The organism is Rhodobacteraceae bacterium S2214 (genome assembly GCA_025141675.1).
Taxonomy (GTDB): domain Bacteria; phylum Pseudomonadota; class Alphaproteobacteria; order Rhodobacterales; family Rhodobacteraceae; genus Yoonia.
Genome location: CP081161.1, coordinates 3,021,108 through 3,047,777, shown reverse-complemented (window position 1 = coordinate 3,047,777; position 26,670 = coordinate 3,021,108). Strand labels below are relative to the sequence as shown.

Below are 26,670 nucleotides of genomic sequence, written 5' to 3'. Positions count from 1 at the left end.
AGACCCAAGATCATTTGGGCTGCAATCAACCTTGCTAAAACGTGGTTCTGCAGTGAACACTTCAATCTAATGAGTGAAGCGACCGCATCGGCGTTTGGACAAGGGTATTGAGAATGCAGATTATTGTAGCTGGTGCTGGCATCGTTGGCGTGTCTTGCGCGATTTGGTTGCAACGCGCTGGGCATGACGTCACGATTGTCGACAAGGCGGGTCCCGCGAGCGGGACAAGCCACGGCAACGCAGGCGTTCTGGCTGCGGGCGCTGTCATTCCGGTCACAACGCCGGGCCTGATGTGGAAAGCACCGGGCATGCTGTTGGACAAGGATGCGCCCCTTTTCCTGAAATGGCGCTACCTGCCGAAACTGATCCCGTTTTTGGTGAAATACCTGACCTACACCACGGACAAGCACGTCGATCACTATGGCGCGGCGATGTCGACATTGCTGCACGATTCCGTAGATCAGCATATGGCGCTTGCCCGTGGGACTGGCGCGGAAAAGTACATCAGCGCGGACGACTATTGCTTCGGTTATTCGACACAAGCGGCGTTCGCGGCGGATAAATACAGCTGGGACAAACGCACAGCAGCAGGTTTCGCCTACGACGTCATCGATGGCGAAACCTATGCGCAATATGATCCGGCCTACGGCAATGCCTTCGCGGTCGTCGTACGGTGCAAAGGGCACGGTCGGATCAGCGATCCGGGGGCCTATGTGAAAACGTTGGCCGATCATTTTGTCGACCAAGGCGGCAAACTCCTCATCCAGAACATCACGGATATCGCCGTGGAAAATGGGGAAATCACGCATCTGAAAACGGCGAACGGCGACATGACCGCCGATCGGATCGTCTTTGCGCTGGGCCCATGGTCAAAGACCATCGCGCACAAACTCGGGGTCAAAGTCCCCTTCGAAAGCGAACGCGGATATCACATCGAAATGACCAATCCGTCGCAGATGCCGAAATCCCCGATGATGGTGGCCAGCGGCAAATTTGTGATCACCCCGATGGAAGGCCGCCTGCGTGCGGCAGGCGTAGTCGAATTTGGCGGGCTGAAGAATGGACCAAGCGACGCGCCCTTCGCGCTGCTCAAACGTCAGGTCAAAGCCATCTTTCCCGATCTCACCTATGACGACCTGATCGAATGGATGGGGCACCGGCCTGCACCCGCCGACAGTTTACCTGTGATTGGGGCAAACAACGCAGGCGGGAAAAGCTATTCAGCCTTCGGTCACCAACACGTTGGCTTGACAGGTGGTCCCAAAACGGGTCGGATTATCGCGGATCTCATTGATGGAAAGAAACCGAACATAGATTTGGCACCGTTTGATCCGCGAAAACACGCGGCGCAGTAGCGTCCGCCGACCGGGAGAATACGAATGAAGTCTATCTTGACCACAACCTGCGTGGCTGCCGTTTGCACAATCGCTGGTACCATTTCTTATGCTGATGGCCATGCCCAATCATGGGACATGCCGATGGCCTACGCGGCCACCAATTTCCATTCGGAACATGGCGTTATCTTCGCGGATAAGGTCCGCGAATACACCAATGGCGCGATTGATATCACTGTCCATGCCGGTGGATCATTGTTCGGTGGCGGCGACATCAAACGTGCTGTGCAAACAGGTCAGGTGCCAATTGGCGAACGGTTTATGTCCGCACACGCGAACGAAGCACCGCTTCTGGGCTGGGACAACCTGCCATTCATCGCGACAAGCTACGACGACAATGCCAAACTCTGGGAAGCCGCGCGCGACACCGTGAACGCACAACTGGCCGATCTGAACCTCGTGGCGCTGTACACATGCCCATGGCCGGGGCAGGGGTTCTACTTCAACAAAGAGGTGGCATCATCCGCCGACACCCAAGGCATAAAATTCCGATCCTACAACTCCGCGACAGCAACCTTCGCCGAAGAATTGGGTATGATTCCCGTACAAATCGAAGCGGCTGAACTCAGCCAAGCTTTGGCCACAGGCGTCGCGTCCGCGTTCATTTCGTCCGGCTCTACAGGCTACGACCGCAAAGTCTGGGAACACCTGTCGCACTACTACAAAGTCAACGCATGGTTGCCGCGCAACTACGTCATGGTGAACACCCAAGCATGGGATGGGCTTGATGCAGACGTACAGGCAGGCATTCAAAAGGCGGCCGATGAAACCGCGGCAAGCTGTGCTGCGAAATCGGCAGAGCTGTCCGATTTCTACTTCGAAGAACTGGCCAAGAACGGCATGACTGTCGAAGACGCAGGCCCGGATTTTCTGGCCGAACTCGAAGCAATCGGCGCAAAAATGACCGCCGAATGGCTGGAGACAGCAGGCGCTGACGGTCAGGCGATCCTCGACGCGTATAACGCCAATTAAGACCAAAATGCTCTTGGCGATACGTCGCCAAGAGCCGTCCATTTTGCTGACATCGCGGTGCACGGGTTGTGCACGCGTTGTGCACGCATTGTGACTTTGTGATTTCCGGCAAAAAGGGCCCCCACCATGCGCGACTGGTCACCTGTAATGGGGCTGCCTCTTTGGGCTTGGCTGTTTGTTGTTCCCAGTCTGATCGGCGTCTTCTGCCTGATCGCGGGACCAAGATTGGAACGGCCCTTGCGCCCGATCTGGCGTTTCCTAGACGGTGTTTATTTTGCCAGCGGCGCCGTCGCTGCGGTCTTCATGGTCACGATCCTTTTGCTGATCGTCGCGCAAATGATCGCGCGATGGACCAGCGTCGCTTTGCCCGGAACAACCGAATTTGCGGGCTACGCAATGGCGGCGACATCGTTCTTTGCGTTGAGCCACGCCATGACGCGTGGGGCGCATATTCGGGTGTCTATCATTCTGAATTTGAACGACTTTCTGAAGCGGTGGCTTGATGTCTTTGCTGTCTTCGGGGCCGCGGTTATCGCCACGTATTTCGCCCGCTTTGCCATCAAAACCAACCAATTCTCTGAAATGCTGAATGACCGGACACAAGGGCAAGACCAAATCCCGCAATGGCTCGTCTCGTTGTTCCAACTGGATTTTGCAGGTGCCGCGGCGGGCGATAGCACGTTGGTCTACACGCCCGTCTGGATCCCACAATTGGCCATGTCCATCGGCACCGTCCTGTTGGCAGTCGCCCTTTGGGACACGCTTTACCGGATGCTAGTCACCGGCGTGAACCCCATCGTTTCGGAGGCAGTCGAATGACCGAAGCCTACGCCACCATCGTTTTTCTCTTTGTTCTCTTCACCTTACTAGGATCATCCATCTGGATTGGCCTCGCGTTGATGGGCGTCGCTTGGGTCGGGATGGAACTGTTCACGACCCGCCCTGCAGGCGACGCAATGATCACCACGATCTGGACAGGGGCCAGCAGTTGGACCCTGACCGCACTGCCGCTGTTTATCTGGATGGGCGAAATCCTGTACCGCACACGATTATCCCAAGACATGTTCCGCGGCCTTGCCCCATGGATGCGGTTCCTGCCGGGTGGCCTGTTGCATACCAACATTGCGGGCTGCACAATTTTCGCAGCGGTTTCAGGGTCTTCGGCGGCAACGCTGACCACCGTCGGCAAAATGTCGATCCCCGAACTGCGCAAACGCGGCTACCCAGAATACATGATTGTGGGCACATTGGCGGGGGCGGCAACGCTTGGCCTGATGATCCCGCCGTCGCTGACGCTGATCGTCTACGGCGTCTCAATCAACGAAAGCATCATCAAACTCTTCATGGCGGGCATCCTGCCGGGTCTCGTGCTGGCGGGCCTATTCATGTCCTACATCATGGTCTGGCATTTCGTGAAACCGGACCAACGCCCAGCGCCAGAACCCGCGATGCGCTTTGGTGAAATGCTCGCCGAAAGCCGTTTCCTGATCCCCGTGCTCTGCCTCGTCTTCGCGGTCATCGGGTCGATGTATTTCGGTTGGGCAACAGCAACAGAGGCGGCGGCGGTCGGTGTTCTCGGATCGCTCATCCTTGCGATGTTCCAACGATCCCTGACACTTAGCGCATTCATCGAAAGCCTGATGGGGGCCACACGCACCTCTGCCATGATCGCGCTCATTCTGATGGGAGCCGCGTTCCTGTCACTTTCGATGGGCTTTACCGGCCTGCCACGTGCCTTGGCCGCTTGGATTGACGAAATGCAGCTATCGCCCATCACCCTGATCGCGGCACTGACCTTATTCTACGTCGTCCTCGGCATGTTCCTTGATGGTATTTCATCGGTTGTTCTGACGATGGCGATCGTGGAACCGATGATCCGCCAAGCAGGCATCGATGTCATCTGGTTCGGCATTTTCATTGTTGTGGTCGTGGAAATGGCGCAGGTCACGCCGCCCATCGGGTTCAACCTGTTCGTCTTGCAAGGCATGACGCGGCACGAAATCGGCTATATCTCGAAAACTGCTATCCCGATGGTTGGCCTGATGTTGTTGATGGTTGTGATCCTCGTCGCGTTCCCACAATTGGCGACATGGCTGCCCAACAATATCAGGCAATAGATATGCGGCCCGCTGTCACGATCCTACAGCTCGACACGCATTTTCCGCGCATACCGGGCGATGTGGGATGTCCGCAGACCTACACGGCGATGGCAGAAATTATCCGCATCCCCCAAGCGACGGTCGCGGGTGTCGTCACGGACAAACCCGACCAGATCAACATCGCGCCATTTGCGGAGGCCATTCAGCACGCAAAAGGCGACGTCATCGTCACGTCCTGCGGTTTTCTATCATTCTGGCAGGACCATCTTGCTGGTCTGACGCGCAAACCATTTATCAGTTCCGCATTGGTCGGCCTGCACGATTTGGCACAGCGTTACGCACCCGCCGAGATCCTGATACTGACATTCGATGCGGGCAGTTTGACGCCCGCCCATCTAGGCGCGTTCGCGGATCATGCAACCGGCATCGTTGGCTTGCCAAAGGATTCGCATCTGCGGCAGGTGATCGCGGGCGATCAGCCTAATCTTGATCCTGATGTGGCACGTGTTGAAGTCGTGGAAACCGTGCGCAGGGCCTTAACTCCGCACCACAAACATATCCTGCTCGAATGCACCAATCTGCCGCCCTACAAGGCGGCGCTGGTGGCCGCCTTTGGGCTTCCGGTGATGGACATACTGAGCTTGATCGAAAATGTCCGCCCAAACACCGTGCATCCGGATTTCTTAGGTTAAGCCATTTGTGGAGCTGGGCGCGGGCGCAATTGCCCCGCACAGAGCATGCTCAGCAGGATCATGACCGCCGCCGTTCCCAGACACAGGGACAAGCCGCCGATCTGATAGGTCAGCCCTGACAGAACCGTGCCAATCAATCGGCCCGCCGCATTCGCCATATAGTAAAACCCGACGTCCATTGTGACCCGCCCCGTGTCGGTGAAACTGAGGATGAGATAAGAATGCAGCGCGGAATTCACGGCAAAGATGGCCCCAAAAACAAGCAACCCCAGCACAACGCCTATCGTCAACACGGGGCTTGGCGGCATCCAGACGACAGCGGCCAAGACAACTGGAACAACGGCCAAAAACCCGACCCAGCGTCGCGCCAAACCCAGCATATCCGTCTCGGACCGTGATGCGGCTTTCAGGATGCGGGGGGCCGCGCCTTGCACAATCCCATACAGGATCGTCCAGACCGCCATAAACGACCCGATCATAAAGAACGCGGCGCGGTTTCCGGCTTCGCTGCCATCGGACAGCACGGCATAGAAATAGATCGGTATGCCGACCACGAACCAAACGTCGCGTGCACCAAACAGAAAGACGCGGGCGGCGCTGAGCCAGTTAATATTGCTGTTCTTGGACATAACCTCGGAAAACTTCGCGTCCTTGCGGCCCACGGGCAGCCCCTTGGGCATTGTCAGCACCACCACAACCAAGATCAAGAACAGGATCGCGGCCATAGTCAAAACGGACGGAATGAACCCGAACACCCCAAGCACAACAGCGCCCAGCAAAAAACCGCATCCTTTCACCGCGTTCTTTGATCCGGTCAACACCGCGACCCAGCGGAAAAGCCCAGCGCCTTCAGTCGGGGCAAGAATTTTGACGGCACTTTTCGAACTCATCTTCGCAAGGTCTTTGGCAACGCCAGACAGTCCTTGCACCAACATCACGAAGACCACGGATGCGGTGATGGTCCAAGCGGGATCAAGCTGCGTTAGCGCGAGCAAGGCAATCACCTGCAACGACAGACCCGCATATAGCGTCGACGTCAAACCGAACCGCGCGGCAATCCAGCCTGCGGACAGGTTCGTCACCACGCCTGCAATTTCGTACAGGACGAACAGGTAGGCCAGTTGAACAGGTGAAAATCCGATGGTGTGAAAGTGCAAAAGCACCAGCATCCGCAACGCGCCATCGGTCAACATAAAGGCCCAATAGGCCGCAGTGACCGTGACGTAGGCCGCAAACCCCGCGGGACGTGTCATAGCTTGCCGCCCACCATCAACGCTACGTCCACCAAACGGTGCGCATAGCCATATTCGTTGTCGTACCACGCGTAGACCTTCAACTGCGTGCCGTTCACAACCATCGTTGATGGCGCATCAACGATGCTGCTGCGTTTGTCATTGGTGTAATCGGACGACACGAGCGGGCGAGTCTCATACCCCAGAATACCTTTTAGTGGGCCTTCTGAGGCGGCTTTGAAAAGGCCGTTCACTTCTTCGACGGTTGTCTCGCGGGCCATTTCGAATACGCAATCCGTGATCGATGCGTTCAACAGCGGGACGCGCACAGCATGGCCGTTCAGTTTACCCTTCAATTCCGGATAGATCAGCGTAATCGCCGTGGCCGATCCGGTTGTCGTGGGGATCAGGTTCGTCAGGGCAGATCGCGCGCGGCGCAAATCTTTTGCGGGGCGGTCCACAATGGTCTGCGTGTTGGTCACGTCGTGGATCGTTGTGATCGATCCGTGTTTGATGCCGATCCCATCAAGAAGAACTTTGACGACAGGGGCCAAGCAGTTCGTCGTGCAGCTTGCTGCGGTGACGATATCGTGCTGCGCGGGATCGTAGATATCGTCGTTTACGCCGTAGACAACATTTGCGGTCGGGCCGTCTTTCACGGGGGCCGATACAACCACCTTCTTGATGCCAGCAGCGAAATAGGGGGCGAGCGCGGCTTCTGTCTTGAACGCGCCGGTGCAGTCGATCATGACGTCAACGCCATCTAGCGGCAACTCGTCCAGATTGCGGGTCTTGGTCACGGGGATCGTCTGGCCGTCAATCGTGATCGATTGGTCATTTGCTGCAAATTCCGCAGGCCACCGTCCGTGAACCGAATCGAATTCCAACAGATGGGCGTGCATTTCGGGATCACCCACAGCGTCGTTGATAAACGCGATCTTTGCACCGCTTTCCAACAAAGGGCGCAGCGCCAGTTTCCCGATCCGGCCGAGGCCGTTCAATGCATATGTGGTCATTGGTTTTCGTCCTGTTTGATAATGTCAGCGCCGATCTGATCGACAGTTTTTTGCAATGATCCGCGATCCAAAGACGCGAACGATAGTGATGTGAACGCGCGCAGCCGATGGTGCAGCGCGCCATAGGTTTCATGAAAAGCGAGCCGTTTTTCCGCGTCCGTTCCTACGGCCTTCACGGGATCAGGCATGCCCCAGTGACCGGACACAGGCTGGCCTGGCCAGGTTGGGCAATCTTCATTCGCGGCGTGGTCACAAACGGTAAACACAAAATCCATCTGCGGCGCGTCATCACCCTGATAAACCCACACGTTCTTGGACCGTAACTGTGTGGTGTCATGGCCCTTGCCGTTCAACATTTCGACCGCAATCGGGTTCAGGTCCGACCGATGGGCCGTGCCTGCAGAATAGGCGTTAAACCGATCACCTGCGATATCGCGCAGAATGGTTTCGGCAATGATCGAACGTGCAGAATTACCCGTGCAGACAAAAAGAACGTTGAATTTCTGGTCATCGGGGCGCGGCTGGTCTGCATCCGTTTGCGGAAATCCGGGCGGGCACAGATCCGCGCGACCGCGACAACAATCCATAAACAGGCCAGACACAACGTCACGGGCGGCATCAAGGTTCACGGCATACAGCAAACTCGTGCCGCGCCGCTGTTGCGTGATCAAACCTGATTGCGTCAGGGCAGACAGATAAACGGATGCAGTGCTGGCTTTCAGCTGCAAAACGTCGGCAATCTCACCTGCGGGCAGGGCGTCCGGACAACGCCGCATCAGCAGACGAAAGACGGCCATCCGTTGCGGATGGCTTAAGGTCGAGAGGCGCGTGATTAATACATCTTCCATAATTTCATGAATATTAGAAATAAAGATTCGGTCAAGCAGTTTCAACGCCTTCAGCGGAGGTTGGTTTACACTGACAGACGGGCGTCTATCAGCTCATCCATTGTCCACCATCAACGTTATAGGTTTGTGACACGACATAATCTGAATCTGATGAGGCAAGAAAAACAGCCATTGGCGCAAGATCATCGGGCACGGCGAACCGACCAGCAGGCACGCTCGCCGCGACCTCGGCTTTTTTCTGGCCAAGCGGTTTACCTTCCAGTTTGGCGAACATCGAATCCACGTGTTCCCAATGCGCGCCGTCCACAACGCCGGGGGCGATTGCATTCACGTTGATCCCGTGGCGGATCAGATCAAGCCCAGCCGACTGCGTCATCGAAATCACGGCCGCCTTGGTCGAACAATAGACCAGCACCAACGGTTCACCCCGTCGTCCTGCCTGCGACGCCATGTTGATGATCTTGCCGCCATGTCCCTGTTTGATCATCTGCGCAGCCGCAGCCTGCATCGTGAACAACGTCCCCGCCACGTTCACGGCATAAAGCTTGTCGTAGGTCGCCCGCGTGATGTCGACGGTTTCGCTGGCATCAAACAGGGCAGCATTGTTCACAAGGATATCCAGCTTTCCCGCGTGATCCACGACACGCGCAATCGCGGCATCAATACTGTCTTGCTGGCTGACATCAATCTGAACGGGGTAGGCGGCATCGCCCAGCTCTTTCGCAGTCTGGCTTGCCAGATCGTAGTCGATATCAGCAATCCCGACGGTCGCACCTTCCGCGATATAGCTTTCCGCAAAGCCGCGCCCAATACCGCGTCCGGCCCCCGTAATCAGAGCAGATTTTCCAGTAAGTCGTGTCATGAATTTATATACCTTGTTGGTCGCCAGCGCGTTTCGCGTGATCGATGTAACCACGCGAAACGGGATCGGGCAAACACTATCGCAGCGCTATTGATCAATGCGCCAGACGGGCGCGTTCCCGATATGCTTGATCAGGAAATCCATAAACACGCGGACCTTGGTCGAGACGATATTGCTTTTCGGATAGATCAGCCAAAGCGCGGGTTTTCGTGCGACTTCGTAGTCGGGCAGCACGCGCACCAATGTGCCATCCGCGATCGCGTCGTGCACAAGCCACATCGAATTGATCGATATCCCGGCACCATCCAGCGTGGCCCGCTTTTGGGTCAAGCCGTCGTTCAGAACCAAACGGTGTGCGGCGCGTTTCGGTTCGAATTCAGCCTGCGTGCCATCCGCCGCGATCAACCCTTTAGGATCGAGGTTTTGAAACGCGATCAATCGATGCGCCACAAGGTCGTCCGCATTTTGCGGCACGCCGTACCGGTCCAGATATGCAGGAGAGGCGCACAAAACGCGCGCATCGTCAGCCAACTTGCGCGCAGTCAAGCTACTGTCGGCCAGAACCGCGTTGCGCAGGGCCAGATCGTAGCTGCCTTCGATCAAGTCGAATTGCGCGTCTGACAGGTGCAAATCCAGCGTCAGGTCGGGGTGTTGGTCCATGAATTGGGGCAGCAGCGGGGCGATATAGATCTGCGCAAATGTACTGGGTGCGGTAAAACGCAATGTGCCGCTGATCTGCGCCTGACCTTTCCCAAGGGCCGCGACGGCGGCTTCTTCTTGGGCGATCATCTCGCGGGCGTAGGGCAGGAAATCGTGTCCTTCGACGGACAAAGACACCTTGCGGGTTGATCGGTGCAACAACTCCACTCCCAAGAAACGTTCCAGTTTGGCAATGCGTGTACTCGCCACAGCGGGCGCCATCCCCAGCGTACGACCTGCTGCGCTGATGTTCAGGGTCTCACTGGCAAGCACAAACAGACGCAGGCTTTGTGTGTCCATTATATTCATTTCCTGAATAGTGAATTCATTTAACGCTAGTTTTTATATTTTTTAGAAAGGGTATGTCAAAGGTCAAGACGCACAAAGGAATATCCCATGACCCAGACAGCGACAGTAAACTATCATGTCCACAAACCGGAACGGCAGGCGTTTGAACTGGACGCAGGTGGGATCGTGGGTAACCTAATTTCGCCGGAACTCGCACCAACGCAGGTGACTGTTTTTGACGAACGCGCAGTTGGCGTTGATGCAACTTTCGACGATGCGTCGGTCGGCTTCACCAACTACCCATCGGTTGTGCGGTCATTTGACGACAGCGTCGACTGGCGGCCCGCATACGATGCTGAATTGACGGAACTTCTGACGACCGAAGTCGCCGCGAAAGAGGTCATCATTTTCGATCACACGGTGCGTGTGGACGACCCCGACGCCGACCGTAAACCGGCACGCAACGTGCACAGCGACTATAGCCTGCACGGTGCCAAGCAACGGTTAGTTGATATCTTGGGCGAAGACCGCGCCGCCGACTGGAGCGCTGGGCACTACGCCTTCATCAACGTTTGGCGGCCCGTTGGCGCAGCCATCAACTCTGCGCCGTTGGGCTTCATCCTGCCTGAAAGCGTGGCGGATGATGACTGGATACTGCTCGACCTGATCTACCCTGACCGAAAAGGGCAGATCATGGGCTTGGCTGCAAACGATGATCACGAATGGATTTACATGTCCAAAATGACGCCGGACGACGTGGCCTATTTCAACATCTTTGACAATCGCGGGCGACCGTCCGTCGGGCACAGTGCCTTGGATATGGTCGAAGATCCGACAATTCACACGATCCGCAAAAGCATCGAGAGCCGCACATTGGTGCGCTACTAAAATTCGAAACCGAACAAAAACATGCAGTTGCGTGATGCGCTGCATTGAAAGGAACGATCATGACCAAGACTATTCTTATCACAGGGGCCACTGACGGCATCGGCCTGTTGACCGCGCAAACACTGGCTGCCGAAGGCCACACGATCCTGCTGCACGGCCGCAGCACCACCAAACTCGAAGCGGCAGCACAGAAGGTGGGCGGCAAAAACGAAACATATGCGGCTGACCTGTCGCGTATCGGTGATGTGCAGGCGTTGGCCAATGATATTCGCACGAACCACGACCAGATTGATGTGATCATCAACAACGCGGGTGTGTTGAAAGCCAAAGACGTGATGACCCCTGACGGCTACGACGTGCGTTTTATGGTGAACACGTTCGCGCCTTACGTCCTGACAACTGATCTGTTGGATTTGCTGCCGAAAGACGGGCGCGTCGTGAACCTATCGTCAGCCGCTCAAGCACCGGTTGATAACGATGCCATGTATGGCCGCACGAAGCTGGACGACATGGGCGCCTATGCGCAAAGCAAACTGGCGATCACGATTTGGACACGCGAACTGGCGACAACCCGTCCGGATGGACCGGTAATTGTTGCGGTGAACCCCGGATCGCTGCTGGCTTCCAAAATGGTCAAAGAAGGATTTGGCGTGGCGGGCAATGACCTGCAAATCGGCGCGGACATTCTGAAAGAAGCCGCACTTGGCGCGTCCTTTGCCGATGCCTCTGGCAAATATTTTGACAACGACGCCCAGCGCTTTGCGCTACCTCATGCGGCGGCACTTGATGCGCAGCACAGCGCTGCCGTCATGGCAGGCATCATAGACATCACAACACAGCTCGCCGCCAGCGACGGCGTTTGAAAAGAGAGATAAAACAATGACAAACCTCGCACTTGATCAGGCACGCACGGTGGAAAGACCATCCCGCGCGCAGATGCTGCAACGCGATTTCACGGTCCAACGGTTTTGGGACGAAAATCAGGACGTGTTCGCAAACGCTTGGGCGGAATGGGAACAAACCCAAGCCGGCAAAGCCAACCAGTTGGATGCATCCCTTTACGATCCGAAACTACGCGCGGCAGTGGAACAGGCTTGGGCGGACCCAAGTCAGGAAGCCGCAGTTCAGGACCTTTGGACCGAAGTCTTCCCTGGCGTTTATAAAACCCAGTTTTTTGATCCGGAAAAGCTGTCGACACTGCGCAACTACATGACTGCGACCGCGGATGCGGGCATTCCGTTACGCCCACCATATGGCATTTCGTTGAACCGTGGTGGTGCGATGCTTGACCCGCGATCCGAAGGATATCTGGCGGCACCGAATTTCCAAGACTTCTACAAGGGGTTGATGGATAGCTACATGCGGCCGATTTCGCGTCTCTTGTTCCCTGATGTGATGGGATACGACACGCAAACCTTCGGCTTTTCGATCCAATGGCAAGCGGACGCTGATACGTCTTTGCGGGCCCATACCGATGCGTCCTCGGTCACATTGAACATCAACCTGAATCTACCGGGTGAAGAATTCTCTGGCTCAGGTGTACGGTTCTTCGACCGTGAAACGCGCCAAGTCAGCGAACTGACATTCGAACCGGGGACCGCGCTGATCCACCATGGCAGTGTCGCGCATGAATCGATGCCCATCACGCAAGGCGAACGGTCAAACTTCGTGCTTTGGCTCTATGGCGATCAGGGGCAAATCCCGCCGCTTGGTGCATCAACAACGCCAATTGATCCGCATATCCGCTGGGTCAAAACACCAAGCCAATCTGACGGGTTCGCACCGTTCTAAAATGCGAAAAGCGCGCCGATATCGCATCGGCGCGCTTTTTCATTCCAGTTTTGTCATCGGACGCAATGATGCATATCACCCGCGACAGGCGCTCGCATATGCTTCGAATGCGGCCATGATATCGGACCCGTCTTGGGCGCGTTCTGGGTGCACAAGAACAAAGTCAAAGCTTTGGCTTTCTTGCGGTGTCAGTTCCGCGACGACCTCCATCGCATAGGCGTCAATGCTTGTCCGCGCTGATTTCGCTGAGAAGTTGTTTTCGTTCGAATCCAGCCCCATCCCGCCGATCAAAGCGGCCTGCGCCCCGTCGTCCATCAGCGCGTTCAGCAACGGGGCAGAGGCGCCACGCACTTCGCTGATCTGGTCAAATTGCAGTTTCGACGCGTCGAATTTTGCACTGAACAGGTCGATGGTCGACACGTTGCGGCGGCTGATATGAAAGTAATTCGCGTAATAAACAAACTGGATATCGCAGCCCGCGCCGTCGATAAGCAGACCGGTTTCGCCATCTTGATACGCCGCGATGGTCCGCAGACCGTCTAATGCTTCATTGATCGCTGTTTCATCTGTTTGGGTGTCGGAGGACTGGCTTTTCAGCAACTCAGAAAGCGCATTAAAACAAGACACTTTCGCTTCAGGTTCGCCGACCATGCTTTGGCAGTTTTCCAATAGGGTGGACATCGGAATGTCGGTTCCATCGACATTCACCGTCACCTCGGCCTGCAATCCGCTGGCCAAGACCGCAAGAGACATCGCAAGACTAATTAGCTGCAATTTCATCTGCTTTACTCCGAACAAGTCGCTGGACAACAATCAGCGACGAAAATGGTTAAATATATTGTAGGCAACTCGTAGGTGACGGGTGACCGCCTGACCAAGGCAAGGGTGTTTGGCCTGCCTTGGTCGTACTCGTAAGGGGTTAATGCGGGATATCAGTTGCTAAGAACGTAATCGCTTTGGTCGATACCAGCATCTTCGGTGTCCGTTGTGACCCGCAGACCAAAGGTCTCTTTCAGCGCGAACCACACAAGGCTTGTAGCCACAGCAACGTAGACGATGATGATCAGAACCGAAGACAATTGTCCCAGAACGGTCGCATCAGGGTTGGAAATCGCAACTGCAAGGGTGCCCCAGATACCGCAGAACAGGTGAACCGGAATGGCACCAACGACGTCATCGACTTGGAAGTAATCAAGCAGTTGTGTGGCCCAGAACAGGATCAAACCGCCGGCCATACCGATCAGGAAAGCCGTGAACGGGGATGGGAACAGTGGTTCTGCAGTGATTGATACCAAACCGGCAAGCGCGCCGTTCAGCATAAAGCCCAGATCAAAACGGCTCTCGCGGAAGTAGGAAACGAAAGCGGCGACAATGACACCACCAGCAGCGGCCAGGTTTGTGTTCAGGAAGATACGCGACACGTTTGCGGCGTCCGCATCTGTTGAAAAGCTCAGGTAAGAACCGGCATTAAAACCGTACCAGCCCATCCACAAAATCAGCGCACCGATTGTGGCCAGCGGCATGGAATAGTTGCCCAGTGGCATCTTCTTACCGTCAACAAAACGACCAGTCCGCGCACCGACAAACAGCGCACCCGTCAAAGCAGCTACACCGCCAACGACGTGAACAACTGAACTGCCTGCAAGGTCAATAAAACCAAGATCGGACGCCAAGAAACCACCACCCCAAGTCCAAGACGCTTGGATCGGATAGATGGCGGCGGTCAGCATGGCTGTGAAGATGAAGAACGGTGCAAGTTTCATGCGCTCTGCAATTGTGCCGGACACGATAGACGCAACCGCGACGCAGAACATGGACTGGAAGAAGATATCGCCAGCGCCTGCGTGGCCACGTCCGATGAAGTCAGCATTGCTTTCGACCACATCTGTGATCTCAATCGCGCCCTCAAAGCCCAAGATGCCGGACAGGATCCAGCCACCATTCGGGAACATGAAGCCGTAGCCGCTTAGAACGAAGGCTGTTGATGCAATCGCAAAAAGACCGATGTTCTTTGCGCACTGATTAACGACGTTCTTTTCACGTACAAACCCTGCTTCGACCATCGCGAAACCTGCGGTCATCCACATGCAAAGCACGCCGCAGAAAACGATGAACAAAGTATTCATGACAAAGGGTGAAACGCCAGAAGAGGCCTGCTGTGCCGCGGCGGGTCCTGCGAACAGGACGGCCAATAGGGCGGCTCCGATAACTGATTTTCTCATCTTCAACTCTCTAAAAAATGGATCAGGAACATGGATGGTCTAAATTTCAGGCAAATTTATGTCGAAATGCGAAAAAGACGGTCAATTTGAGAACGGCGGTCTTGATTTTGACGCCGAAAATGTCCCGGTCTGCAACCGCAACGATCCCTCGTGGCGAACCACGAGGGATTGGTTATGATCTTGTTTTGGATGGCGAACCGCGACTTCTGACCGCAAAACCAGCGCCGCGTTCTTTTGCGCCACCGGATCACGGCCTGGCACGCTACGGTTGATCCCGAAATTTTCGTTACTCGGTCCCCAACTGCCTGCGTTTGCTGGCTCTACGCCGCGACGACGGTGCGCATTCTACCATTTTTACGGTCAACCAACGCAATCTGGTTCTTGTGATGCCGGAATGCCAGCTGCCGCCCTTTGCGACCTGATGCCAGTTCGCGGCAGGACTGTGCCACATAGTCGGGTGCGACAAGTTCGGGGAACAATGCCATGATTTCCGCGCGCGCATCTGGTCCGACGGATTTGAGCGCCTGCGGCCCTGTGAAAAGGCTTTCTGTCCATGCGCCGTTCGACCGGACCACTTCATGACGGTCAAACAAGAGGTGGAAGTATTCCACACCGTCACAATCCATCACCTCTGACACGCCATCGACTGCCAAAAGGAATTTGGCCGCGACCAGCACCTCGGGTTGATCGTACATTCTCATTGCGATTTTGGAACGCACAAGAACACGGTGCTGCGGGGATACCACAAGGTCGCATGACGGTGTGTTGTCACCCAGCGCACCTTTGCGGATGCGGATAGGACGCAAGTTAGGCTCGTCTACCAAACGATTGGATGACACTTTCTGGCTGCCGATCCAGCGTAACTGCTGGTGACCGTTATCTGCTGTTAAGATCATGTCACCTTCGGACAGTTCTTCGACAGCCTTTTCGCCCTGTTCGGTCATGATCAATGTGCCACGGGAAAAACAGATGATGTCGCGATAATCGAGATCGCTGGTCAGCGGAACCGCATCTGAACCGTTGGCGGCTGTATCGCTATCGGTGTCGGCCAGTGTGAAGTTACCGGACGCGTCAACGTCGGCGTCGTTGGCGTCAAAACCCGCGACATCGTCCACGACATCCGCAATGCCGTCACCGTCTGTGTCAGCAGACCCATCAATGGCTGCTTGGCTGACACCATGGCCAGCCTCAACGACGTCATTGATCCCGTCATTATCGCTGTCCGTGTCGACAACATCGGCAGTACCGTCACTGTCGGTGTCGACCGGCGTCAGGCCACCCGCGCCATAGGCGTCGTCGACCCCATCATTATCATTATCCACGCCAGTCGGCGCGACGTAGCCAGCCGTGGTCTGTGCTTCGACGTTGTCAGTGATGCCGTCGTTGTCGCTGTCCAGATCCAGATGATCGGCAATGCCGTCGTTATCGCTGTCCTGAACGCCTTCAAGTGTCAGGAACAGATCATCGAAGGCCAGCGTGTTGTCGGTGGCATAGTTGTTCTGTTCGTCGAACAGATAGAAACGCAACGTATACGTCTCGCCAGCTTCCAAAGCGTAAGGTTCGATTGTGACGTTACTGATACCGTAAGAGCCGTTGGGAGGGCTGTTCTGATAGCCGTCATCGTAAAGCGTTGTCGAAGACGCAAAGCCGTCATTGGAAACGCTAAGCGCGACGTTATAATCACCAGCCGCCGTGCCACCCCAATCCTGCGGGATAATACCGTGCTGGATTTCGGTTAGGTATGCATCTTGGGCGAGGGTGAAAGAAACCTCGACATATTCGTTCTGATCAATCGCTTGGTCGAGCGTCGTAGCATCCGAACCCTGCAGGATATGTTCAAAGGTGCTGTTGGGTTGCACAAATCCGGAACCAAACGAAATCGCGCTTGTCGAGCTCAAGATCGAACCGGCGTCGCCGTTGGTATTCGCAGCGTAAGAGCTTCCATTAACGCCGTTCTCGGTGTCGTTATGGTCCCAGTAAACCTGCCCTGTGGTCACACCTTCGTTGACATCCAGAATACCATCGTTGTCGTCGTCAGCGTCCAGGCTGTCTTCAATACCATCCGAGTCCGTATCAATGACGCTGCTATCGTCACGGTAATCGAAGTCTGTGCCGCTCGGTGACGCGTTGCTGCCGTCGGCAAGGGTATCGCCGTCTGTATCTGCGAGTGTGAAGTTACCGGATGCGTCAACGTCGGCGTCGTTGGCATCAAAACCAACCACGTCATCAACGACATCCGCAATGCCGTCACCATCTGTATCAGCAGACGCATCAATAGCGGTTTGGGAGACACCATGACCGGCCTCGACAACATCGTCGATGCCGTCGTTGTCGCTGTCGGTGTCGATGAAATCGGCCGTACCGTCATTGTCTGTATCAACAGGTGTCAGGCCACCGGTTTCGTATGCGTTATCCAGACCGTCGCCGTCACTATCCACACCCGTTGGCGCAACGTAGCCAGCCGTCGTCTGGGCTTCGACGTTGTCCGTGATGCCGTCATTATCGCTATCCGAGTCGAGATAATCTGCGATGCCGTCTCCGTCGGTGTCGCGCGCTGTAACAACCGCCTCGACCGGGAATGCGTAGTCGAACTGTGTACCAAAGTTAAAGTTGGTCCCGGAATCGTAAATCTGGGTGCCGTCGACCGCAATCTGAAAACTGCCATCGGTGCCGCCGCTCATACCGTCGCCGAAGCTGTCGTAGACAGTGAACGTGTAATTACCCAAATCGGTGACATCGACATCAGTCACGGTGGCAACAAAGTTCGCTGGATTACCGCTTGCGATGACCGTGCCGCTTGCGTCTCTCAGTTCCCACGTGTTTTCCGCACCTGACCAATCGTCACCGTCAAAGGTGATTGTCACCGTGCTTGGTGTGGTTTCGGTAAGGCCTTCGTCAACGTTCAGAATGCCGTCGCCATCAGCGTCCGCATCTTCAGAATCGATTTTCCCGTCGCCGTCGGTATCAACGTAAGTGAATTCCAGCAGGTAACGGTCGGCCGTCATCCCGTATGTGTCGGTCCCCGCTGAAGGCGTGGCAGTGCCCAGCGTCACGGATTCAATCGGTTTTGCTTCCAAGGCGTCCGAATATGCGCTTGGCCCAGTTGTCGGTGGCAGCAAATACAGGTTTCCGTCAGTGTCCTGCATGACGATCGCATCGACGGTCGCGGTCGTGCCGTCGGCATATTGGATGACGGTCCCGCTGTAGAGCATAGTCGTATCGTGCGTTTGCTCAGCACCACCATCAATCTCAAACGTTTCGTTTGTTGTCGCATTGTCCGCATCATACGCTGTAGCGTTTGTGCCGCCCGTGTATGAACTGGTCGCGTCAGGCGACAATGTTTGAAGATTGCTCGAAATAAGATTGTCTGCCCCGCCAAATACGAGCCCGTCGAGCGCGGTATGGTTTTCAGACGTCAGGTTGCCTTCGATCAGATCGATTTCTGGCGCGGTGCCGAGATAGAACAATGAAAATGTCGTCGCCATTTTACCAACTAATTCCTCAAATTTTTGCTGATGATCTTCATCAAGCACAACAATCGAGGCGGTCGCGGATGGCGTGGTGGTGCGGTGCTGAACTCCGGTTCTGCCTCGCCACTTAGTTAACATTTCGTTGACGGTCGGACGTACCCGCCGGAAGGTTAGGCGGCGGCGCAAAAGGATAAGTGTCCCATGCGTCGGTATCAAATCTGGGGCAAAATTGGTGATTTCGGGGAGTAGGGGCGCTGCTAGGACGCTAGGCTAGACCATTCCCACCGCAGCGGCGCGGGGTCAGATTCGCAAGCGGATCATGATCGGATTTGTGGACTTTGCGCCCAAAAGTCGGTTGGCAAAGCGGCCATTTTATTCCGATTTGCAGTGTGCAATTCGAGATGATGCAATGATTGCCGCCGTCATGCCCCGTCGCTTCTGATCAACTCTGCAATTCGCCGGCCAATCGCTGTACTCGCTTTCGCAGAAGGGTGGATCATATCTTGAGTGTGGAATGTACGATCCCCGTTCGGCACGAGATCTTCCAGCGACAAAAAGTAGAACCCCGGGTCAGCGGCCGCCATGTTCCGTATGCGCCGTTCAAGCTCAGCGCCTTCATCACGGCAGTGATCAATCGGGGTTTCGACGCCCGGTGTCCGTAAATACCCGACATAAATCACGCGCATGCCGCTCCGTCTGAGATTGTTCACAACACGCGGGATTTCACCATGCGGCCCGTAAGGCGCGATCAACCGCGCCATCGTTGCTTCACAGCGGTTGCATCCACATCCCAACCAAAGGTCATTGCCGCCGCCGTTTAGAACGACCCAATCCCAAGGGCCGGATTGATATTGCTTTGACACATTCAGCCCCAACCCACCGGTGATTGGTAAGTCATATAGAAATCGTGCACCGCGAACGGAACGATCAATGACTTCTTCACCAAGTGCGGCCTCGATCACCTGTGCGACTGATTGGCCCGACAATGAATTGGTCGCAAGCAGTGAATCTCCCATAGCCAAAATGCGCGATTTAGAATTGCGCGTGACGGTTTCTGTGCACGCCACCAATGCGATAAATAAAATGCCGAACAGAAATATAGAACGCTTCATTGGAAATCTCCGATATGGAAAAAGAGGCACTAAAACGACTAACTCAAACGAACGCCAAGTTTCCTGATGCTTAATGTGATCAGGAAACGTGTAATGTACATAATCCTAGCCCTTACGCTAATGCCCGCCAGTGCGTTCTTGCAAGTAATTGAAACGAAAAGCATGAGGTTAAAGGAATGCCTGTTTGGAATCTGAAATCTGTCGGTGTTGTCTGCACTGCGCGACGGCTTGAATTTACGGTATGGAATCGACCAAAGTCTTAATTTTCGCCCGCGTCAGCGGTTTCGAAATGAAGCTGTCCATACCGGCGTCATAACACTGTTGCGCGTCATCTTCGGTCGCACTTGCGCTTAAGCCGACAATGTTAATTTCGTCTGGCTTTTCTACGCTCGCCCGTATCAGACTTGTGGCCTCAAGCCCGTCCATCGTTGGCATCTGAATATCCATCAAGACGAGGTCGAACTGGTCTTGCATCACTTTATCAACCGCCTCTTGGCCATTGTTCGCAACGACACACTGATGACCAAACGTTTTCAGAATCGCGGCTGCAACTTCCTGATTGATGGTGTTGTCGTCGGCGATCAGAATATGAAGCTGACGATGATCAGAGGTATTGTCAGGCGATTGCATCTGCTTTGTTCGCTGACACTGATCAGGCTTCTTGTGATGCGTCTCAAAGCAATCAAGCAAATCGTAACTATGGATCGGTTTGATCAGCCATTTGTTGTGCGCAACAGACTTATCAGCACTTTTGTCTTGGTCTGACTGGGCGGACAGCACGATTTTTTCGATAGTGGCAAACGGTCCCTTCGCCAGTTCATCCATCCACAACGCAAGAACGTCATGACCACCGACAGGGGTATTTAAGACGATGTAGTTTAGCTGGCGCGCCTCAACCGAACACTGCGCGTGCATCTCTTGAACGCTACCGAAGGTGCAAACGTCATGGCCGAATGCAGATAACGTCCGCCCGATCAATTCCCCTTCATTGCTGTTTGCTCCTGCGTCAATCAGGGCAATGGATTTTGCTGCAAGGGTCTTGATCGGACGCACTTCATCGACGTCGCTGACATGGACGATCGGGATCGTGAACCAAAACGTGCTGCCGACACCAACCTGACTGTTTACGCCGATTTCACCGCCCATTTGGTCGATCAACATGTGACTGATGGAAAGGCCAAGACCGCTACCGCCAAATTTTTTGGTAGCGCCGGTTTCGACCTGCGTGAACCGATCAAAAATATTCACCAAATCTTCGGCGGAAATACCAATCCCGGAATCGGTAATTTCGACATGTAACTGCTCTGTGCCGTCTGCGCGGATCAATTGCTCGGCCGTAATACCAATCCCGCCCATTTCGGTGAATTTCGATGCATTCCCAGCAAGGTTGAGAATAACTTGACGAAGGCGTTCACCATCTCCCAACAACTTACCGTTCAGGGCAGGGTCAATAAAACTTTGGATCGAAATGTTCCGCTTTAACGTGCTTGGACCCAAGATATCGCAGACGTTCTCGATCAGATCGGTCAGGACGTAGGGTTCTGACCGTAAAGACATACGACCAGCATCTAGGCGGGAAAAGTCCAGGATATCATCAATGATGGATTTAAGTGCCGATCCGGAAATCTCGATTGTATCGGTCAATCGCTTTTGATTTTCATCTAGATCAGTTGCGGACAACAGTTCAACCACCGGAATAACGCCGTTCAAAGGCGTCCGAATTTCGTGCGACATCGTGGCAAGGAACTGAGATTTGGCAATCGTCGCGTCCTGTGCCTTTTGCATTGCATTTTTTAGTTCAATTTCGTTGGCATGAATATTTTCCCGCATCTTTCGAAAGTCAGAAGTAAGAGCCCCAACTTCGTCTTTACCCTCGGGTGGCAATACAGCGGCATAATTGCCATCGGAAAGCTCACGTGACGCATCTGCCAGAATTTTCAGCCGGCGGATCACAAGGCTTTCGATCAGCATCCAGATCGTCAACATCGTGAACAAGAAAAGCGTCAGGCCAATAAGCCCGATGTTCCGCACCTCTGTCGTCAAGATTTCCAGATCAGACGAAAAGTCCACGGTCAAATGAAGTTCGCCAATCTCCTTGTCTTGCAACATGATGGCCTTTGACGAGGACCAAAACTGATCACTTTCGGGTGCGCTGGTAACGTCGATTGGAAAAATTTGACGGCCATTGGATTCGTGTAACGTGATGTCGATCCAATTTTCGTTGTTTTTCAAAAGCGAGTTAAGGGTTTCATGAATTGCGGCAAATTGGTTGTTTAGTACAAATGGTTTTAAGCTGTCAGCGATCACGTCTAATTGGCGGTCAACTTCACGCGATAAGGCCGCGACGCTCAAAGCATTCAAACGCGGCACCCAAACCTTTGCAAATATCAGCCCTGACGCCACTCCAACTAAAAACATGGACCCTAAAATTGTGGCCCGTAGATTCAGCCGAAACTTTTTTGGCATTAATCTTCCCTCACGAGCACCACATAATCGTTCAAATTCAAATCGCGCAGCGGTTCAAAGTCAATCTCTGTTGCAACCGCAATTTGCCGGATCGGAATCTGAGCAAGTAGCGATTGACCTTCTTCACTTTCACCCAGCTTCAAAAAAGCGGCACGCACTGCCTCTTGCACATCGAGCGGCACACGTGGATGAGCAACAACAGGATGCGGGGCAACTTCTTGTGTGCGGTGCAGTATTCTCAGCTTATCCTTAATTTCGTCTTCCTGCCGGTTAAATGTTCCCATAACACCGGACGCTGCGTCTGTTTCATGTAAAATGGCGTTCAAATAGGCAGATGTATGCGTCGCGACAAAGCTCGCCTCAAAGTCGATGTCGTACACAATGTCCAACTCCGACCGCATTAACAGCGATGCGCCAAGCGCATTCGGGGCAGGGAATGCGATTGCTTTCCCATTCAAATCTTCGACCGACTGGATCGGACTATCGACAGGGACGGTCAGAATACCAAAAAGCCGACGACCAGCGTCATTGACCAGCGGCGTGTAGCCTTGGGAATCCATCGCCATGATGGAATGGAAAGGATTCATGTAGGCAAAATCATAGTCACCATCGGTGAAGCCTGTTTCAAATTCAGGGATACTCGGCGCTCCGACCATTTCAAAATTGTGGCCTGTCTCTGCTGACAATTCTTCTAGGATTGGTGCCCAGATCATGTTCAGCCGTAGCGCTTCAAATTGAGGAACAACGCCGAACGTATACGTTTCTTGGGCGGTCGCGTTCGATACCGCGAACGTGCCAAGGAAAGCAGCCAAGCCGAGGCTTTGGAGTAATTTCGTAAACTTTAACATTTTGCGTCACCATTCAATTCGAACTACGTGCCGATCAGGGATAACGTAGAATTTGAGGTAATTCGTATTTATTTAGGGTATATCACACTCTCTTCCGTATAGGCATCACGCCAATCGAATATGGATCAGGAACGCAGGTTCTCGGGGCTTCCTCTTTGGCTCAAGCGCTTAGGAGTGTCAGCGCTTCATGGGCTCGCAAGTCCATACGCGCAGTGCTTCCGTATCCTTTAATTGCATCTAAGCATGGAAAGAAGCGGTGAAGTTCTTCTGCAGTTTCTGGATCAAAGCCCGCCATACCAACGGCACCGGGGTGAAAACTCTCGCTTTCTAACCCGTTCACAGTGACGATCTCATGCTGATCAAAGAGCAGATGCACATAGGTCACCGAAGCGTCATCAACCCGCCGACAGATGGTTGCGTCATTCACGAGATGTTTCGCTTTTACAAAGACTTCCAGACTGCCAAACAGCAGTTCTGCAAAGCCATCACGAACCAAAACCCGATGATTAGGGGACACCTCGATCTCCTTATGGTTTCCAAGTGCCCCTTTCCGGAACCGAATTGGGGCGTCTTTGCCTTTGGCCAACCGCGTCGTCGACCCGATCCATCGCAGAACTTGTGGACCATTGTCGGAGGTCAGTACTTCGTCACCAACTTCCAACTGCTCAATCTTGACAGGCCCAGAGGGCGTATCAATCAGCGATCCCGCCACAAAACATGCAACAGAGGTTGTGGCAGTGATGTATCCAACGTCAGTGTTGCCTGCTGAGTCAGCAATTGTGTACGAAAAGCTGTCGCTGCCCAGTGCGCCGTCGCTCTCCAAAGTGAGCGTACCGTTGGCATTCAAGGTAATAGTTTCGCCGGTGGCCAGCACGATGCTCCCACCCGGTACGATTGGCTGGCCATTGATTTCGGTAATCGTAAGAGACGGATCTCCGGATTCGTCATTTGCCAGCGCATCTATCGTACCTGAATTAGTCCCAAACAATTCAATAGTATCGTCATTCGCGATCAGGCTGGTCTGCAACGAATCCGCTACAATGAGCAAATTACTGTCATAGACGCCGTCGCCACCGTCTGCGATCCCAATACGGATAGTGTTTTCTTCGTCCGGATTGACTGGGGCTTTGAGGGAAAGCGTGATCGTCAAACCGTCCATTTCGGTATTCGCAACTGGCGTGACGCCCGTGTTGTCCAAGAACAGGTTCGACGTCATAGTATCGTTGATCTCATCGATCGAAATGTTGCCATCTGTAATCGACAATTCCGCTTTAACGCCGTTGACCCAGATCCCGACAGCGTCATTGACGCCAGAGTTGACGTACTCCAGATACTCCTCAGACGAGAAGACTATCTGCATCGTCAAAACATCCCCATCTGGGATAAACGTGCTTTCGAGAATTGCAGCGTCAAAAGTGGTGATACCAGAAATTGAGGTCAGCCCTGCATCTCCTGGCAAGGCGTGGTCGGTACTTGTCGATGGCGATACGTTCTCAGCGCCGGTGCTATTTGTTATGTCGGTCGCCAAACCAGTCGACAGAATGACGCCGCTGTCTGATGGAGTAAGAACTGGCGCGGTCACGTCACCACCGGTGTAAATTCCCGACGCTGTGTTCGCCCCAGTGTATGTCGCCGAAACGACCGTGACACCTGATCCAAACATCGTGTCAGCCATCTCAAGCGCAGTTGCGGTGGTATCAATATTCAATTCTGAAGCTGCCAATGTCTTTTCCTCGTTAATACTCGGGTTACCATGTTGCCCTAGCCAACACGTCGTTTCGAGCAATGGGAGGAATAGTGCGAGCACGCATTCGAGAGAGCGGGGCCCAAATGAAGGGCCCGGCTATCCTTATGGATATCCAGTGTGAAAGTGGACTATGCCCGTTCGGTCGTGCGCCATCGCCTGTGCATGAACCTCGACCACCTGACCGACGGAACGCGGGCGGACAACAAGCGAGACGATCGAGACCACTGGGCGAACGGGACTGACCACGCGTTGCTCTAGGACAGTGGCAGAGGCCCGCCCACAGGCACCCGTTGAACCCGCGGGGCACTTTTCGGGGCATTTTGATCAACACACCACCTGATCGTTCGGTACGCTGGGTTCGCCATCTAGTTCCGGGGCATCACCTACAGCCAGCCGCTGCCTCTGAACTGCACCTCGTCGGAGGCCACCACTGGTTCCAGGTGGTCAGTTGATTAATGTCTGCTGTGCGGACAAAGTGTCCGTCGTCAGAGTTTTTGGAACCAATGGCGGCCTAATCTAAGAGAGAGTTTGGCTCATCTGGTTTGTTTGATTATGCGGCATGCTGGCGGTGATGCAAGCGCCGCGTTTCGAGCGTCTTTCGTTTGATCCTTTCCCTTTGTTTTAGAATGGCTTTGTCACGGCCAAAGTAGACGTCGGCAGGTGTGACGTTGTTGATGCTCTCGTGATAGCGCTGGTGATTGTAGTGTTCGACGAAGGCTTCGATTTGGCGTTCGAGATCGCCGGGCAAGAAGTAGTTTTCCAGCAAGATGCGGTTCTTGAGGGTTTGGTGCCAGCGTTCGATTTTGCCTTGGGTTTGCGGATGATACGGCGCACCGCGCGAGTGCTTCATGCCCTTGTCCTGCAGCCATTCAGCCAGATCACCTGAGACATAACTTGAGCCATTGTCACTCAGTAGCCGTGGCTTGTGAACGACGTGAACCTGATCGCAGCCGGATGCCTGCAATGCGAGGTCCAGTGTATCCGTCACGTCTTCAGCCCGCATGTTCGTGCAAAGCTTCCATCCCTCTCGGGACATTGCTGCGCAATACCCTGCCGGGCAGTGGAGACGATGTAGCGGCTGTAATCGTCGAGGACCGTGCTGAGGTAGAACCAGCCCCAGCCCAATACCTTGATGTAGGTGAAGTCTGTTTGCCAAAGCTGGTTGATCGCAGTTGTTTTGTCTTTGAACTCGCTGGCTGCCTTGAGCACGATAAATGCAGGGCTGGTGATCAGATCATGGGCTTTCAGCACGCGATACACCGTGGATTCCGAGACAAAATACCTTTCTTGATCCGTAAGCGACACCGCCAACTCGCGTGGTGACAGCTCCGTCTCCTTCAGGGCGAAGTCGACAACCTTGCGCTTCACTTCATCGGGCACGCGGTTCCAGACGTGTTGTGGCTTGGGAGATCGATCCTGCAGCCCAGCTTCGCCACGCTGCAGATACCGGTCGTACCAGCGATAGAATGTGGTCCGGGGGATACCCAGCTTGGCCAATGTCCTGCGGGCCGACAGATGGCTTTCCTCGACCAAACGGATGATCTCCAACTTCTCTGATGCAGCATACCTCATTCGCGGTCGTCCCCATCCCCGAACATGCTTTTTTTGAGCAAGCGGAGTTCGAGCGTTTGCTCCGCAACCACCTCTTTGAGGTCCTTTGCCTCGCGACGCAGTTCCTTCACCTCGTCAGTATTTGCCGTACGCGCCGTGTCCCCAGCCAGCCGCTTCTTACCGGCCTCCATGAAGTCTTTCGACCACTTGTAATAGATGCCCTGCGATATGCCTTCGCGACGACACAGCTCGGCAATGCTGTCCTCGCCGCGCAGGCCATCCAGCACGATCCTGATCTTCTCTTCGGATGAATAATGCTTGCGCGTGGCGCGTTTGATGTCTTTGACGATCTTCTCGCCGAGTGTCTTCGTTGTCTTTCTCATCGTCCACTCCTCAGTAGTTACGATGAGCAACAAACCCTCTCTTAGCAAACCGCCCTATTTGGCCCCATAAGAGCTGACGTCAGACACTTG

20 protein-coding genes and 1 pseudogene are annotated in these 26,670 nt (G+C 54.4%); 8 read left to right on the top strand and 13 right to left on the bottom strand.

Annotated elements, in window-relative coordinates; all coding sequences use genetic code 11:
- Positions 1 to 113 precede the first annotated feature (113 nt).
- From K3729_15035 to K3729_15015, 5 genes are all read left to right on the top strand, one after another.
- Positions 114 to 1,355, top strand: a complete 1,242-nt coding sequence (locus tag K3729_15035; protein ID UWQ98725.1) for an FAD-dependent oxidoreductase — start codon at positions 114 to 116, stop codon at positions 1,353 to 1,355.
- Positions 1,356 to 1,379: 24 nt separating this feature from the next.
- Positions 1,380 to 2,366, top strand: coding sequence for a TRAP transporter substrate-binding protein (locus tag K3729_15030; protein ID UWQ98724.1), 987 nt, complete (start codon positions 1,380 to 1,382; stop codon positions 2,364 to 2,366).
- Between the two features lie 126 nt (positions 2,367 to 2,492).
- Complete coding sequence (locus tag K3729_15025; GenBank protein UWQ98723.1) at positions 2,493 to 3,185, top strand: TRAP transporter small permease; 693 nt, start codon at positions 2,493 to 2,495, stop codon at positions 3,183 to 3,185.
- Entirely contained in the window at positions 3,182 to 4,483 is a 1,302-nt protein-coding gene (locus K3729_15020) for a TRAP transporter large permease subunit (protein ID UWQ98722.1), read from the top strand. Before K3729_15025 ends, K3729_15020 begins: the two co-directional genes overlap by 4 nt.
- A gap of 2 nt (positions 4,484 to 4,485) precedes the next feature.
- Entirely contained in the window at positions 4,486 to 5,157 is a 672-nt protein-coding gene (locus K3729_15015; GenBank protein ID UWQ98721.1) for an aspartate/glutamate racemase family protein, read from the top strand.
- Here K3729_15015 and arsJ read toward each other — a convergent pair.
- From arsJ to K3729_14990, 5 genes are all read right to left on the bottom strand, one after another.
- Positions 5,154 to 6,410: an organoarsenical effux MFS transporter ArsJ gene (gene arsJ, locus K3729_15010; GenBank protein ID UWQ98720.1), complete on the bottom strand. Its 1,257-nt coding sequence runs from the start codon at positions 6,408 to 6,410 to the stop codon at positions 5,154 to 5,156. The genes K3729_15015 and arsJ overlap by 4 nt on opposite strands.
- The gene (locus tag K3729_15005; GenBank protein UWQ98719.1) at positions 6,407 to 7,405 is read right to left on the bottom strand and encodes an ArsJ-associated glyceraldehyde-3-phosphate dehydrogenase; all 999 of its coding nucleotides are present in this window, start codon (positions 7,403 to 7,405) and stop codon (positions 6,407 to 6,409) included. The genes arsJ and K3729_15005 overlap by 4 nt, the downstream gene beginning before the upstream one ends.
- Positions 7,402 to 8,253, bottom strand: a complete 852-nt coding sequence (locus K3729_15000; protein UWQ98718.1) for a helix-turn-helix domain-containing protein — start codon at positions 8,251 to 8,253, stop codon at positions 7,402 to 7,404. The genes K3729_15005 and K3729_15000 overlap by 4 nt, the downstream gene beginning before the upstream one ends.
- Positions 8,254 to 8,341: 88 nt before the next feature.
- Positions 8,342 to 9,115, bottom strand: a complete 774-nt coding sequence (locus K3729_14995; GenBank protein UWQ98717.1) for an L-iditol 2-dehydrogenase — start codon at positions 9,113 to 9,115, stop codon at positions 8,342 to 8,344.
- Between the two features lie 87 nt (positions 9,116 to 9,202).
- A complete protein-coding gene (locus tag K3729_14990) occupies positions 9,203 to 10,114 on the bottom strand; it encodes a LysR family transcriptional regulator (protein UWQ98716.1) in 912 nt (303 codons plus the stop codon).
- A 96-nt stretch (positions 10,115 to 10,210) separates the two neighbouring features.
- Here K3729_14990 and K3729_14985 point away from each other — a divergent pair, with 96 nt between their 5' ends.
- Genes K3729_14985 through K3729_14975 form a run of 3 tightly spaced genes read left to right on the top strand, consistent with a single transcriptional unit; the run spans position 10,211 to position 12,781 of the window.
- Positions 10,211 to 10,990, top strand: coding sequence for a hypothetical protein (locus K3729_14985; GenBank protein UWQ98715.1), 780 nt, complete (start codon positions 10,211 to 10,213; stop codon positions 10,988 to 10,990).
- Between the two features lie 59 nt (positions 10,991 to 11,049).
- On the top strand, positions 11,050 to 11,853 hold the full coding sequence (locus K3729_14980) for an SDR family NAD(P)-dependent oxidoreductase (protein ID UWQ98714.1): 804 nt from the start codon (positions 11,050 to 11,052) through the stop codon (positions 11,851 to 11,853).
- 16 nt (positions 11,854 to 11,869) lie between these two features.
- Positions 11,870 to 12,781 (top strand): 2OG-Fe(II) oxygenase, encoded by a 912-nt coding sequence (locus tag K3729_14975; GenBank protein ID UWQ98713.1) that lies wholly within the window; start codon positions 11,870 to 11,872, stop codon positions 12,779 to 12,781.
- A 75-nt stretch (positions 12,782 to 12,856) separates the two neighbouring features.
- Here K3729_14975 and K3729_14970 read toward each other — a convergent pair whose 3' ends face one another.
- The 8 genes and pseudogenes from K3729_14970 to K3729_14935 form a co-directional block, all read right to left on the bottom strand.
- Complete coding sequence (locus tag K3729_14970; GenBank protein ID UWQ98712.1) at positions 12,857 to 13,561, bottom strand: hypothetical protein; 705 nt, start codon at positions 13,559 to 13,561, stop codon at positions 12,857 to 12,859.
- A gap of 152 nt (positions 13,562 to 13,713) precedes the next feature.
- Positions 13,714 to 15,009, bottom strand: a complete 1,296-nt coding sequence (locus K3729_14965) for an ammonium transporter (GenBank protein UWQ98711.1) — start codon at positions 15,007 to 15,009, stop codon at positions 13,714 to 13,716.
- 314 nt (positions 15,010 to 15,323) lie between these two features.
- Positions 15,324 to 17,684, bottom strand: coding sequence for a Hint domain-containing protein (locus K3729_14960; protein ID UWR01083.1), 2,361 nt, complete (start codon positions 17,682 to 17,684; stop codon positions 15,324 to 15,326).
- A 1,211-nt stretch (positions 17,685 to 18,895) separates the two neighbouring features.
- A complete protein-coding gene (locus K3729_14955) occupies positions 18,896 to 19,585 on the bottom strand; it encodes an SGNH/GDSL hydrolase family protein (protein ID UWQ98710.1) in 690 nt (229 codons plus the stop codon).
- A gap of 234 nt (positions 19,586 to 19,819) precedes the next feature.
- Complete coding sequence (locus K3729_14950; GenBank protein ID UWQ98709.1) at positions 19,820 to 22,003, bottom strand: response regulator; 2,184 nt, start codon at positions 22,001 to 22,003, stop codon at positions 19,820 to 19,822.
- Between the two features lie 47 nt (positions 22,004 to 22,050).
- The gene (locus K3729_14945) at positions 22,051 to 22,899 is read right to left on the bottom strand and encodes a phosphate/phosphite/phosphonate ABC transporter substrate-binding protein (GenBank protein ID UWQ98708.1); all 849 of its coding nucleotides are present in this window, start codon (positions 22,897 to 22,899) and stop codon (positions 22,051 to 22,053) included.
- A 160-nt stretch (positions 22,900 to 23,059) separates the two neighbouring features.
- The gene (locus K3729_14940; protein ID UWR01082.1) at positions 23,060 to 24,574 is read right to left on the bottom strand and encodes a choice-of-anchor L domain-containing protein; all 1,515 of its coding nucleotides are present in this window, start codon (positions 24,572 to 24,574) and stop codon (positions 23,060 to 23,062) included.
- A gap of 622 nt (positions 24,575 to 25,196) precedes the next feature.
- Positions 25,197 to 26,580: pseudogene (locus tag K3729_14935) on the bottom strand (IS3 family transposase).
- Positions 26,581 to 26,670 lie beyond the last annotated feature (90 nt).